13 protein-coding genes are annotated in these 11,964 nt (G+C 43.3%); 7 read left to right on the top strand and 6 right to left on the bottom strand.

The features are described from left to right. Window positions 1-60: 60 nt before the first annotated feature. The gene (locus DYE48_RS05175) at window positions 61-678 is read right to left on the bottom strand and encodes a LysE family transporter (protein WP_115822697.1); all 618 of its coding nucleotides are present in this window, start codon (window positions 676-678) and stop codon (window positions 61-63) included. A gap of 705 nt (window positions 679-1,383) precedes the next feature. Further along, the gene (locus DYE48_RS05170) at window positions 1,384-2,010 is read right to left on the bottom strand and encodes a spore coat protein (protein WP_115822935.1); all 627 of its coding nucleotides are present in this window, start codon (window positions 2,008-2,010) and stop codon (window positions 1,384-1,386) included. A gap of 276 nt (window positions 2,011-2,286) precedes the next feature. Here DYE48_RS05170 and DYE48_RS05165 point away from each other — a divergent pair, with 276 nt between their 5' ends. Next, window positions 2,287-2,892: a YpjP family protein gene (locus tag DYE48_RS05165; RefSeq protein ID WP_115822696.1), complete on the top strand. Its 606-nt coding sequence runs from the start codon at window positions 2,287-2,289 to the stop codon at window positions 2,890-2,892. Between the two features lie 29 nt (window positions 2,893-2,921). Here the strand turns inward: DYE48_RS05165 and DYE48_RS05160 are convergent, their stop codons facing one another. After that, complete coding sequence (locus tag DYE48_RS05160; RefSeq protein WP_115822934.1) at window positions 2,922-3,293, bottom strand: winged helix-turn-helix transcriptional regulator; 372 nt, start codon at window positions 3,291-3,293, stop codon at window positions 2,922-2,924. A gap of 152 nt (window positions 3,294-3,445) precedes the next feature. On the opposite strand from DYE48_RS05160, the gene DYE48_RS05155 reads away from it, so the two are divergent. Continuing rightward, window positions 3,446-4,426, top strand: a complete 981-nt coding sequence (locus DYE48_RS05155; RefSeq protein WP_115822695.1) for a zinc-binding dehydrogenase — start codon at window positions 3,446-3,448, stop codon at window positions 4,424-4,426. 17 nt (window positions 4,427-4,443) lie between these two features. Beyond that, window positions 4,444-4,938, top strand: a complete 495-nt coding sequence (locus DYE48_RS05150) for a lactoylglutathione lyase family protein (RefSeq protein ID WP_115822694.1) — start codon at window positions 4,444-4,446, stop codon at window positions 4,936-4,938. A 121-nt stretch (window positions 4,939-5,059) separates the two neighbouring features. Here DYE48_RS05150 and murB read toward each other — a convergent pair whose 3' ends face one another. Next, window positions 5,060-5,980: a UDP-N-acetylmuramate dehydrogenase gene (murB, locus tag DYE48_RS05145; RefSeq protein ID WP_115822693.1), complete on the bottom strand. Its 921-nt coding sequence runs from the start codon at window positions 5,978-5,980 to the stop codon at window positions 5,060-5,062. Between the two features lie 255 nt (window positions 5,981-6,235). On the opposite strand from murB, the gene DYE48_RS05140 reads away from it, so the two are divergent. The 3 genes from DYE48_RS05140 (at window position 6,236) to DYE48_RS05130 (ending at window position 9,725) form a co-directional block, all read left to right on the top strand. After that, window positions 6,236-6,394: a DUF1540 domain-containing protein gene (locus tag DYE48_RS05140; RefSeq protein WP_089651397.1), complete on the top strand. Its 159-nt coding sequence runs from the start codon at window positions 6,236-6,238 to the stop codon at window positions 6,392-6,394. A 197-nt stretch (window positions 6,395-6,591) separates the two neighbouring features. Continuing rightward, on the top strand, window positions 6,592-8,292 hold the full coding sequence (gene ilvD, locus DYE48_RS05135) for a dihydroxy-acid dehydratase (RefSeq protein WP_115822692.1): 1,701 nt from the start codon (window positions 6,592-6,594) through the stop codon (window positions 8,290-8,292). 860 nt (window positions 8,293-9,152) lie between these two features. Beyond that, on the top strand, window positions 9,153-9,725 hold the full coding sequence (locus tag DYE48_RS05130; RefSeq protein ID WP_115822691.1) for a histidine phosphatase family protein: 573 nt from the start codon (window positions 9,153-9,155) through the stop codon (window positions 9,723-9,725). A gap of 30 nt (window positions 9,726-9,755) precedes the next feature. On the opposite strand, the gene DYE48_RS05125 is transcribed toward DYE48_RS05130, so the two are convergent. Further along, window positions 9,756-10,169: a VOC family protein gene (locus DYE48_RS05125; RefSeq protein WP_115822690.1), complete on the bottom strand. Its 414-nt coding sequence runs from the start codon at window positions 10,167-10,169 to the stop codon at window positions 9,756-9,758. A gap of 83 nt (window positions 10,170-10,252) precedes the next feature. After that, entirely contained in the window at window positions 10,253-10,792 is a 540-nt protein-coding gene (locus DYE48_RS05120; RefSeq protein WP_115822689.1) for a flavodoxin family protein, read from the bottom strand. A gap of 108 nt (window positions 10,793-10,900) precedes the next feature. Between DYE48_RS05120 and DYE48_RS05115 the strand changes: the two genes are divergently transcribed. After that, window positions 10,901-11,782, top strand: a complete 882-nt coding sequence (locus tag DYE48_RS05115; protein WP_115822688.1) for a LysR family transcriptional regulator — start codon at window positions 10,901-10,903, stop codon at window positions 11,780-11,782. The last annotated feature ends 182 nt before the right edge of the window (window positions 11,783-11,964 follow it).

The raw sequence follows: 11,964 nt of genomic DNA, 5'->3' as shown, positions 1-11,964 counted from the left end.
AAATTCTCCCTCCTAGGATACATCCATATCCTATTGGAGAGAGGAGTTATAGGTGACTGTCTATCCAACAAACATCTTGATTGCTTGATATCCAAAATACAAGCCAAAACCAATCAGCATTAGCCCTGATAGTACAGAGACACCTCTAAGTAACCTTGATGTCATCCATCTTCTAGCACCGGTAGCGGCTCCGGCCATCGTCAGATCCCACAACATGATTCCGATAAAAATGCCACCGCTGTACACAAGCAGCTGTGCTTGTTCATATTGAGAAGAAATCTGAGCTAGAATGGAACCGTAAATGCCGATCCAAAAAAGAATGTTCAAAGGATTGGATAAAGCCATCAGAAATCCCGTTCGGAAAGCTTTCATTTTTGTAGATGAAAGGGAGCGGGCTGTTTCTTTTGTGTGGGAGGCAGTCATGCTTTCTATGCCTGTATAAATCAGTACGAAAGCTCCGAAAGACCAAAGGAACGTTTTCACTAGAGGGAGTTCTACGTATTGAGCAAGTCCAAGGTAGATCATAAGCATAAATAAGGCATCCGCGCACATCGCTCCCACCCCGACAAGCCAGGCATGCCAAAAGCCATACCGAATACCCTTGTCCAACTGGGCAGCATTGATGGGACCAATCGGAGCGGATAATGATAGGCCGAGAAGAATATAACTGAAAAGCAAGATGAACGGCCTCCTTTATAGGTGTATGTCCCTATACTATATTAAAGCGCTGCTTCTTGTATTAATAAAATCGCAAATCACCTTATTCCAATTTCCCGATTGTGGAAGAATCAGTTTCCAGACTTTTGGTGAGTGGATGGGGGAATACCTTGCTTTCCGCGGGAACGCAAGGAGCACATACCGCGCATCATTAAAGGAAGCCTTGCATAGTTAAAAAAATGAATGACAATTCCTGGCCATGGATACGGGGTCAGGGAAACGACGATTTGCAGTGCTTTGAATCAGTCAGTAGAAAAACACACACGTTCTTGTCTCCGTAAAGTTTACATGCGGACGTTTCCCAGACCCTGTTCCCACGCCTTATTTGTGGAGAATCTATGGTCAAAACGACTCTATAACTGCGGGGTGAGCAGGTCTTCATTACTGAACTCGCCAGGTTACTGTTAGAGGGATTTCGAGAACCTCATATGGTAAAGGGGCGGAGGGAAACGGTAAGAGTCCTATGGGACGTGTGGGACAGGTTAGACCCCGGAAGGCGTAGCCTGAGGAGGCTCACCGCCCGCCCCATGGAAAGCGAACCTTTTCCCGCAGCCCCTAAACTCTTACAAACATCTCGAAGTCAAATCTTCACAATCCTGCCATATAGCTTAAGATGTAATTGAATTAAATAAGGACGCCTGCTTAGAAGCAGGCGTCCTTGTTTGTTTAGTGTGGCATGTTTCCTTGAGGAGCGGTTGTATAGCTTTGCAGCATTTGGTTCATGTCCTTTTGTTGCAACTGTGGAACTTGGTAGTACCCATGCTTGTTCTGATAAAGGAAAATCTCATAACTCATCTCGATGAAGTTCGGGACGCTGTCTGCAACCACACGGCGCAAGACAGGGTTCGTCATTTCCAACGCTGTCATAGACAATAAAGTTGCAAGCGTCTTTGTTTGTCCCAGCATATAGGCGGAGAGCCCTTTATCTGCGAGTTCATTGACCGATTGGTTCGGTTTCTTTGGTTGGCCGGGTTTGATTCCGTAAACGACTTCGTTGCTTTGCTGCATTTTATATTGTTGAGTATCTTGAGCTGGATCTTGACCTGTGCTGAAACTCTGGACAATAGTATTGTACATTTGAGTCACAAACGCATGTTGACGCTGCTGAATGCTTTGAAGCTCAGGGTCCTGGATATGCTGTGCATACATCTGGTACTGATCAAGCATATTGATTAAGCTTGCGATGACTTCATGAGCATCAAATAACTCATGTCCTCCGTGGTTGGGATTCATCATGTTTTGTGGCATTTGCTGTCCTTGCTGGTTTTGATTTTGACCTTGATTTGGATTCATATCTTTACCTCCTCCTTTTTCATCTTTTAAGTTTTCCTTATTTTCTTGTTTCATGTACAGGGAAAGAAAACCACATGATAAACGAAAGGAAAAGGAGGCAGGCAGATGAAGGTACTAGGATATCGATACGTGAATGAAGCTGATCATGCTTTGCAGGTGAATATTCTACAAAAGATATAAATGTGACAAACTGGAAACGGTTTCTTTTTACTTATGGACAACTTCGAAGAAAATGGTAAAATAAAGTCATCCTGGAGTAGAGGGAGATTGTCTGAAATGAAGCCACTAATGAGAAAAATATTTGTTGTACTCATATCTGTCATGACTTTAGGCCTTTATGTACCGCCGATGCAAATCGACACAGACGCAGCCGATAAAAAAGAATTATCGGCCGATCGGCATATTCAAGAGTCACCTCATACCACTAAAACGGAAGAATTCGATATAACCCCGCCATCATCGGTAGAGCCTCTGACCACTGATGACTGGATTGAAACAATTACGGAGCAAGCTAAGACACAGACGATCACAAAGATGGGGCCACGAATTATTGAAAAAGTAGATGAAGACATGACGACAACGATTCTACCTAAAATCGAAGAGGTCATGGAAGAGATACTTACATCTGCGGATGAAAACGAAGTTCCTTATTATGAAATTACTGAAGATCCGTCTCCGGGATACGGTGAAAGAATTTTTAATATCCAAAACAAATACACAGGCGAAGAAGTTGCTCGTTTTCATGTCCGCAGAGACAAGCGGCCTGGAGAAGGATATTGGTTTAATTTCCATTATCATTTGCAAGAGGACGACTTCATGAAACACCACGAACTAGGCGAGGTTTATTGGGAGAAAAACACGCCACCGAAATGGATGTCTTAAACCAAGAAAGCGACCTTACAAGGTCGCTTTTATTTTTTCATAAAATCCTGGCCCGTCCAACAGCTGTTCATCTGAATCCCTTGTTCTTCAGCGTAATCATCCCCCCATTGACACATTCCATAAAGCACAGGCTGAAGCTTGCGGCCGAAGTCCGTTGTAGAGTACACCACTCTTGGAGGGACTTCTTCAAAAACTGTCCGCTTCACAAGTCCGTGTCCCTCAAGCTCTCTCAATTGTTGTGTCAGCATTTTTCTGGTGATCTCAGGGATGGTTCTTCTCAATTCATTGAACCGTTTGTCCCCTTCATTTAAATGCCAGAGTAATAACACTTTCCATTTCCCTCCGATTAAATCAATCACTAAATTGATGGCGCATTGGTATTCCGATTGCAGCTCTTTCATTGTGTTTTCCTCATTTCTAACCATGGTTAGGTTACTCTTTAGTAACTCAGTTACTGAAAAGTGCCTTCTTGTTTCTTCTTGAACCTCTCGTTAGTATATAGTATATCGTTTCGCATGTTGAAGGAAACTGTTTAGGGAGGAGATGAAGACGGATGAAAGCACTTGTTTTACAAGGTAAGAATCAATGGAAAGAAATGAAGGTGGAGGAAGTAGAAAAGCCTCAGCCACAAAAAGGAGAAGTTCTTATTGAGGTCCATGCGGCTGGATTGAACCCGGTCGATTATAAAACCGCAACGAATGGTAATCCCAATTGGACGTATCCTCATATCCTTGGTCTGGATGCTGCGGGTACAATTGCTGAGATTGGAGAGGGTGTGACTGAGTGGAGGAAGGGAGATCGAGTGGTCTTCCATGGTGATTTGCTCAGAAAAGGGGCTTATGCGCAATATACTGTAACAACAGCCCATACGATCTCACGAATTCCTGATGAAATCAGCTTTGAAGAGGCTGCTGCATTGCCGACAGCTGGGTATACCGCTTACCAAGCAATCCACCGTAAACTTCCGCTGGATCAAGTGAAAACCCTTTTGATTCACGCAGGAGCAGGGGGTGTCGGAGGTTTTGCTATTCAACTTGCAAAAGCGGCAGGAAAGACGGTCATTACGACAGCGTCTGCCCACAATCACGATCATGTCCGCAAGTTAGGCGCAGACTTCGTCATTGATTACCGTAATGAAGAAGTACATCAACGAGTTAAAGAAATTACAGAAGGTAAAGGTGTCGATGCAGTTGTGGACGCAGTAAGTCGTGACAATGCTACCGCATCATTGGACTTCCTTGCTTTTATGGGTCATCTTGTCTACATCGCGGGTGCGCCGGACTTTGCTAAAGTGAAGCCATTTACCGACGTAGTATCCTACCATGAGGTTGCTCTAGGAGCGACCCATCAAGCAGATGTTGAGTCTCAAAAAGATCTTGCTGTTATTGGGGATAAGATGCTGGAGATGATGGTTGAAGGAAAACTTTCGTCTCTACTGGAAGAGACCATCTCATTGGAAAAGGTTCCACAGGCTCTTGAGCGACAGTCCGAACGGCATGTAAAAGGTAAAATCGTAGCGAAACTAACATCATGAAAAAGGAGTTTTGAACCATGTACCCATATCCAAGAAGTTTTTCACATATCGGTTTGTCTGTACCAAATTTAGAAAAAGCGATTGAATTTTATACAGAGTTATTCGGGTGGTATGTCATTATGGAACCATCAGACGTTCATAACGATGATACGCCCGTCGGTCAAATGTGCCGTGATGTTTTCGGCAATGACTGGGACACATTCAGAATCGCTCATCTATCTACCGGAGATAAAATAGGCATAGAGCTTTTTGAATTCCCAAATCAGGAAGAGCCGGAAAACAACTTTGAATATTGGAAGACAGGCCTATTCCATTTCTGTATTCAAGACCCGGATATCGAAGGCGTTGTCGAGAAAGTGAAGGCCAAGGGTGGAAAACAGCGCATGCCTATTCGGGAATATTACCCTGGGGAAAAACCATACAAGATGGTTTACGTAGAAGATCCTTTCGGCAATGTTTTCGAAATTTACACCCACAGTTATGAATTGACCTATTCCAAAGGTGCTTATTAAGGAATAACGATATGTCCTTATTCATAAACGAGCCGTTTTGCCAACTTCGAAACGGAGTCTTCAAGATCATGGAACTTAGGTGGGGAATTAGAAAGAGCCTGCGCGTTGCGCAGGCTCTTTTTTAGTCTTTATCATCACCGATGATTCGAACTTCTCGTTCCAAATCGACTCCGAATTTATCTTTGACCGTTTTTTGAACGTGCTCAATCAAAGAGATATAATCAGAAGTCGTTGCATTATCTTTATTAATGATAAACCCGGCATGCTTTTTAGAAACTTCTGCACCACCGATATTGGTGCCTTGAAGATTGCTGTCTTGAATCAGCTTTCCAGCGAAATATCCCGGAGGCCGTTTGAAGACACTCCCACATGAAGGATACTCAAGGGGTTGTTTAGACTCGCGCTTGAACGTCAAGTCGTCCATCACTTCTTTAATATCTTCATATTTCGCAGGTTTCAGTTGGAATGTGGCCTCTACTACGATATCTCCATTATCAGATATGTTACTTGTTCGATAATCAAGATCAAGTTCAGCTGCGAGACGCTTCACGAGATTTCCGTGTTTATCTACCACATACGCGTAGTCGAGCACATCTTTGATTTCTCCACCATAAGCACCAGCATTCATGTATAACGCCCCTCCGACAGTTCCAGGGATACCACAGGCAAACTCTAATCCGGATAACTTTTTATCAAGAGCATAACGAGAGGCGTCAATGATACGGGCACCGCTTTGGGCGACCACTGTGTTGCCTTCAGAATAAATGGCATCCAGATGTTTTAAGTTGATGACGATTCCACGAATGCCGCCGTCTTTAATAATTAAGTTGGATCCATTTCCAAGCAAAGTGAAAGGGATATTGTCTTCATTCGAAAGCTTCACGACATTTTGAATTTCTTCGTAGGATGTTGGGGTAATGAAAAAGTCGGCTTTTCCGCCAAGCTTCGTGTATAAGTGGTCTCGCAGCATTTCATCCACTTTCACATTTTCCTCTTTTACGAGTTCCAACAATTTATTATAGATCTTTTGCTTTTTATTCATAAACACCAGTCCTATTATAAGTTGATTATATTCTGATTGGACCTCAATCAGTTTTTCCAGCGATGTCTTTTCATACAATTTATGAAATAACGTGGGAAAAGTTCATTTTGACCTTTTACAATCACGCTTCCTATTCTATCACAAAACGGAGTGGTCATTGTGTAGGATTTTGCTTCAGACCTTTGTGGGGAGGACTGACACGAATATTCAACGTCCGTTCAGCAGAAAATAACGGTTATAGGGAGGTGTTAGAGGATGGCGCTGGATGTAAAATGTGAAGTTCGAAACTGTGTTCATAACAATGACGGAATTTCCTGCGGAGCGGATGAAATTTTCGTTGTCAGTCATAAAGGCAAAAAAGCGAGCCACAGTGAAGAAACGGATTGTAAAACATTTGAACCTGCAAATGTGTAAGATTCCCCCTATAAATCAAGGTCTGCTTTTTCAGCAGGCCTTTTTTTCATTTTTTTCTCTCGATGAAAGCGTTTTAATTGTAGGGAATGTTTATTATATTCAGAAAAATCATTGCTATGCTCCTTACTTGTTAGTATTATCATGGTAAGTTCATTCATTTACGAAATGATTCGACCATTTTTTAAGGGGTGTTAGGGATGGAGAAAACGAAAAAAGATCTAAGAATAAGAAGTAAAGACATCAGTGAAGGCGTCAATCGAGTCCCGAACCGCTCGATGTTGAGAGCTGTTGGATTTACAGACGAAGATTTCAAAAAACCGATGATTGGAATTGCGAGTACATGGAGTGAGGTTACTCCTTGTAATGTACATATCGATAAACTTGCACAAGAAGCGAAAAGTGGAGCCGGTGAAAATGGCGGAGCCCCGATGATTTTCAATACGATTACAGTAGCTGATGGGATCGCGATGGGACACGAGGGTATGTTTTATTCCCTGCCAAGTCGTGAAGTGATCGCGGATTCCATCGAAACTGTCACAAATGCTGAAAGATTGGATGGTCTGGTTGCCATCGGCGGCTGCGACAAAACGACACCAGGCTGTTTAATATCCATTGGCCGTCTGAATATTCCTTCGGTGTACGTATACGGAGGAACGATTCAACCAGGAAAGCTTGATGGAGAGGACATTGACATTGTGTCGTCTTTTGAAGCTGTAGGAAAGTACCATGAAGGACAAATTGACGACGAACAGCTGCACAGAGTTGAATGTCATGCATGTCCTGGAGCGGGTGCTTGTGGCGGAATGTACACAGCGAATACGATGGCTTCTGCCGTTGAAGCTTTAGGGATGAGTATTCCTGGGTCTTCTTCTACACCTGCGGTTAACGATTATAAAGAAACGGAATGTAAACAAGCGGGCGAGCTTGTCATCGAGCTGCTCGAAAAAGAGATCTACCCTCGCGACATTATGACCAAAGAAGCATTTGAAAATGCTATCACCGTGGTTATGGCCTTAGGTGGATCCACAAATGCGTTCCTTCACCTCCTTGCTATGGCCCATTCTGCAGGAGTGGACCTGGATCTTGATGACTTTGAGCGTATAAGACAGGAAGTCCCTCATATTGCAGATATGAAGCCGAGTGGTAAATACGTCATGCAGGACTTGTATGAAAGTGGCGGCGTACCGGCTGTTATGAAGTTGCTCCTTGAGGAAGGGTTACTGCACGGAGACTGCCTTACAGTCACCGGGAAAACGGTCGCTGAAAACTTGGCAGAAGTTCCTTCTCTTAAAGAAGGCCAAAAGGTCATTGTTCCTTTTGACCAGCCGATCAAAGAAAAAGGACCACTTGTTGTTCTAAAAGGAAATCTGGCTCCAGAAGGGGCTGTAGCTAAAATGTCCGGCCAGAAAATCAGCCGTTTCGAAGGACCTGCACGTGTGTACAACAGTGAAGATGAAGCGACGGAAGCAATCGTCAACGATGAAATCAAAGAAGGAGATGTTCTCGTCGTACGAAACGTAGGTCCAAAAGGAGGACCTGGCATGCCTGAAATGCTTTCTATTACAGCCATGATCGTAGGGAAAGGGCTGGGTGGAAAGGTTGCGTTGCTTACGGATGGTCGTTTCTCAGGTGGATCACACGGTTTCGTGATCGGTCACGTCGCTCCTGAAGCAGTGGTCGGAGGTCCAATCGGCCTTCTTCAAGAAGGGGATACGATCACCATTGATAGTGATACACAGCAGATTAACTTTGAAGTTGATGATGAAGAATATGAGCGCAGAAAACTTGAGTGGAAACGTCCAGAACCTAAGCATAAGAGAGGTGTCCTAGCGAAGTATGCCAGACTCGTATCTTCCTCATCCAAAGGCGCCGTTACAGATTTGGATCTTGATGAATAAAATCATATGTTCTATGAAAAGCCCGGACTCCGTTCCGGGCTTTTCTATTTTTCCCCAACAATCCTCCACTAAAGCTCCCTTTTTTGAAGGGTCAGTTTCGAGGTGGTTGTTGGAGTTTAGGGGCTCCGGGAAACAGTTCGCTTTCCATGGGGCGGGCGCTGAGCCTCCTCAGGCTACGCCTTGCGGGGTCTCACCTGTCCCACACGTCCTTTTAGTTATCCGGTTCCAGCGCCTAGCGGCTAGTGAGACTTCCCTCGCTTCTGTACGATAAGTCAACATCGAATCGCTACGCTCTCCGTGTTTCCTTTATCTCCTCCAGCTCAGTCCAGTCCATACGCCGCTGATCAAGGCGCCTCCACACTTAAAAATAGGAGTCTCACCGTTTCCCTCCGCCCCTTTACCATATCAGTGTCTCTAAACCACTTCTCGGATAAGTAGCTACCCGGCTTGAGGGGAGTGTAAGAATAAACTCCTATGCCGAGGTTTATGAATACTGAAAGCTTGATACAGAGTTCTTTATGCTTCTAACAGTCGGATAGTGGAAGACAATCCAACTTGGTAAAGGGGTTCGTTTCACACTACATCGAATGGGGTGGTTGGGAAGCTGCGAGACTCCCGCGGGAATGGATTGACTGGCGAGACCCCGCAGTGCGAAGCACCAGGAGGCTTGCCGTCATCCCCGCAGGAAAGCGAGCTGCTTCCCAGCCAACCCTGACGCTCAACACGGCAAACGAACTCCGGAACATCTCGAAATCGAGTCTTACACAATCCTGCTCTTATGTGTAATAAATACTGTATTAAAGTGTTTAAAGGATATGGTCATCTTGTTGTAGAAAAAGGAGGAGGGAGGGTGATTAGAAATGACGAAGGTTGCATGGGTTAGACATGGAAGTACACCATGGAATAAAGAAAAAAGGGCGCAGGGAAGCTCTGATATTCCATTGGACGAAGAAGGAAAGGCGGATGCTCGAAAATTAGCCGAACGCTTACATAAGGAAACATGGGATGTTCTTTATTCAAGCCCACTAAAGAGAGCGAAACAGACAGCGGCATTCATCAGTGAAAAAGTAGGGTTGGACATTCAATTTGATTCTCGAATAGTAGAAGCTAGTGGTGGTCAGATAGAAGGAACGACAGAGCCTGAAAGGATCGAAAAATGGGGAGAGGACTGGCGGTCTTTGGACTTGAGCATCGAAACCCCTGAGAGCGTTGTTTCCAGGGGGATGGCATTTATGGATGATGTTTTAAGAAAACATGCAGGGAAGAAAGTCATCGTTGTGAGTCATGGTGCTTTAATCAGTCATTTATTGAGAGAACTGGATAGTGAAAATGTTAGAGATGAACATATGAAAAACACTTCTTTGTCAGAAGTTCATCTTAGAGAAGAACAATGGTTTTGTGATCGTTTTAATTGTACGATCCATTTGGATTGAGAGAAGCGGCTCAGAGGTGAGCCGCTTTATTTATTGTTCTTTTGTGTAGTTTAAATCCCAAGTGATTCCGTAAGGATCTTTCACTTTCGCATACGTAGCACCCCAAAAGGTGTCCTGTAGTTCCATCATTACGTTTCCACCATCTTTTAACCGGTCGTAATAAGTCTGAATTTCATCGGCACTTTCACATTCTATTACGAGGGCAATATTGCTCCCGGTCTGAACACTTTGGTCTGTGAATGAATCGGAGACCATAAAGAATAAGGCATCTTTTCTGAATTGTGCATGCATGACTCTCTCGTCCATTTCCTTCGGGGTTTCAAAATCAGCCTCCCCAAAGGTTTGGAGATTGATAATCTCACCATGGAAGACTTGCTTGTAATAGTCCAGCGCTTCTTTTGCGTTACCGTTAAAGGTAAAATAAGGGGTTGCTTGATGCTTCATAGCCTTGAAACACTCCTTTTGGAATTTTTTATCCACCACCATTATAAGATGCTGAGAGAAATAAAACAAGAACATTTGTTCGTTTATTTTTTTAAGGTATGGTTCCAGGCATTCATTTTATCTAAGGCAAGTAAATCTTCCTTAATTTCTCCAGGTTTGACGGCATTCCCTATAACATAATCTTCGAATGACATTCCTACGAAATCGAAAATATGCCCGAACTGTTGAATCAGAGGCAACCCTGTAACATAAGGATTACTTCCGCCTGTAGTAATCACATAGGCTTTCTTTCCGCGCACCTGATTTTTGAAGTCAAATCGATCATCACGCATATATTGGGACCAGCGGTCGAAAAACAACTTCATGTGGGAAGTCATTGCAAACCAGTAAATAGGAGTGACAAAAATGATTAGATCATGAGCTAAAAACTCAGACAGCACGGATTCATAATCATCATCGACAGGTGAAAACCCTTCATCCGTATGCCGCATGTCATTGATCGGGTGTATTTTATAATCACTGAGGCGTAATTGTGTATGCTCAATTCCTTCCATTGCTTGTTTGAAGAGGTATTCAGAATTACCGTTCTCTCTGGAACTCCCTAAAATAGTCAATATTTTCATTCAGTGCTGCCTCCTTTGCTTTTAGAAAGAGTATATCATTGAACATGTCATCATTGTTATCTATACTTATTGATAATAACTATTGTAAAAAATGATAGAGGTGTACGTATGGATGTATCCTATTTTTATACTTTTAAAGAAGTGGCCAAGTGGGGGAGCTATACCCGTACGGGGGAAGAACTCGGTTATGCTCAGTCCAGTGTGACGACGCAAATTAAAAAGCTTGAAGATTACTATGGAGTGAGACTTTTTGAGCGAGCTGGACAGACGATGCGCTTAACCCAGTCTGGAGAACAGCTTCTATATTATGTCGACCAGGTCATCGGTTTATTGGAAGAAGCGGAAAGCATGCTTTCAGACAATATTCATATGCGAGGGACTGTGAGGATTGGAGCTGTTGAATCCTTAGCCGCTTATTTCATATCGAAATCATTGAAAGCTTTTAAAGAACAAAACCCTGACTTACGAATACAGTTGGAATCCGGACTCTGTCCAAATCTCAAAGATGGTGTGTTAGAAAGCCATTATGATCTCGCTGTTGTTCTTGATGAAGAAGTGAAGCATCCTCTTCTGAAAACTTCACTTCTACGAAAAGAAAGAATGGTTATTGTCGCTGCGAATGAACACCCTCTTGTTGGTGAGAAGAGGGTTAATTTACGGCGGATAGAGGATGAAACGCTCATTCTGACAGAAAAAGATTGTTCTTATAGAAATATGCTCGAAAGGCTTTTAAAGAAACGTGCAGTAGAACCACGTTCTGTGATTTCATTTACAAGTCTTGAAGCGATCAAACAATGTGTGATTGACGAGCTGGGTATAGCGATGCTGCCTGAAATGACGGTAGCCAGAGAACTTGAGGATGGAAGTCTTTGTGCTTTGGACTTTGATCATGAAGAATTGGACTTATACATCCAAATCATTCATCACCAAAAGAAGTGGTTATCTCCATCGCTAGAGAAGTTTACCGAGCTGCTTTACGAGAAAAAATGAAGAGGACTTTGACTGTATTAAAACAGTACTGTTAGGGGTTTATGGTAAAATTTGATTTCAAAAGTAAAGAATGTAAGGAAATAAAAATACAAAAAAGGCGCTGAACCCTTTGACAGCGCCTTTTTTGTATCCAACATATGCCTAAATTAAAAAAACTTTCAGAAAACGGTTGCAATTTCCTC

The organism is Halobacillus trueperi (assembly GCF_003386945.1).
Classification (GTDB): domain Bacteria; phylum Bacillota; class Bacilli; order Bacillales; family Halobacillaceae; genus Halobacillus; species Halobacillus aidingensis.
Note: the sequence above shows the minus strand (reverse complement) of the source record. Positions and strands in the feature narration are given on the sequence as shown.

Bases quoted from the DNA above. Each gene is read 5' to 3' on its own strand.
- DYE48_RS05120 (WP_115822689.1), bottom strand. From the start codon at position 10,792: ATGAAAATATTGACTATTTTAGGGAGTTCCAGAGAGAACGGTAATTCT.
- DYE48_RS05160 (WP_115822934.1), bottom strand. From the start codon at position 3,293: ATGAAAGAGCTGCAATCGGAATACCAATGCGCCATCAATTTAGTGATT.
- DYE48_RS05155 (WP_115822695.1), top strand. From the start codon at position 3,446: ATGAAAGCACTTGTTTTACAAGGTAAGAATCAATGGAAAGAAATGAAG.
- DYE48_RS05170 (WP_115822935.1), bottom strand. From the start codon at position 2,010: ATGAATCCAAATCAAGGTCAAAATCAAAACCAGCAAGGACAGCAAATG.
- DYE48_RS05140 (WP_089651397.1), top strand. From the start codon at position 6,236: ATGGCGCTGGATGTAAAATGTGAAGTTCGAAACTGTGTTCATAACAAT.
- DYE48_RS05115 (WP_115822688.1), top strand. From the start codon at position 10,901: ATGGATGTATCCTATTTTTATACTTTTAAAGAAGTGGCCAAGTGGGGG.
- murB (WP_115822693.1), bottom strand. From the start codon at position 5,980: ATGAATAAAAAGCAAAAGATCTATAATAAATTGTTGGAACTCGTAAAA.
- ilvD (WP_115822692.1), top strand. From the start codon at position 6,592: ATGGAGAAAACGAAAAAAGATCTAAGAATAAGAAGTAAAGACATCAGT.
- DYE48_RS05165 (WP_115822696.1), top strand. From the start codon at position 2,287: ATGAAGCCACTAATGAGAAAAATATTTGTTGTACTCATATCTGTCATG.
- DYE48_RS05130 (WP_115822691.1), top strand. From the start codon at position 9,153: ATGACGAAGGTTGCATGGGTTAGACATGGAAGTACACCATGGAATAAA.
- DYE48_RS05125 (WP_115822690.1), bottom strand. From the start codon at position 10,169: ATGAAGCATCAAGCAACCCCTTATTTTACCTTTAACGGTAACGCAAAA.
- DYE48_RS05150 (WP_115822694.1), top strand. From the start codon at position 4,444: ATGTACCCATATCCAAGAAGTTTTTCACATATCGGTTTGTCTGTACCA.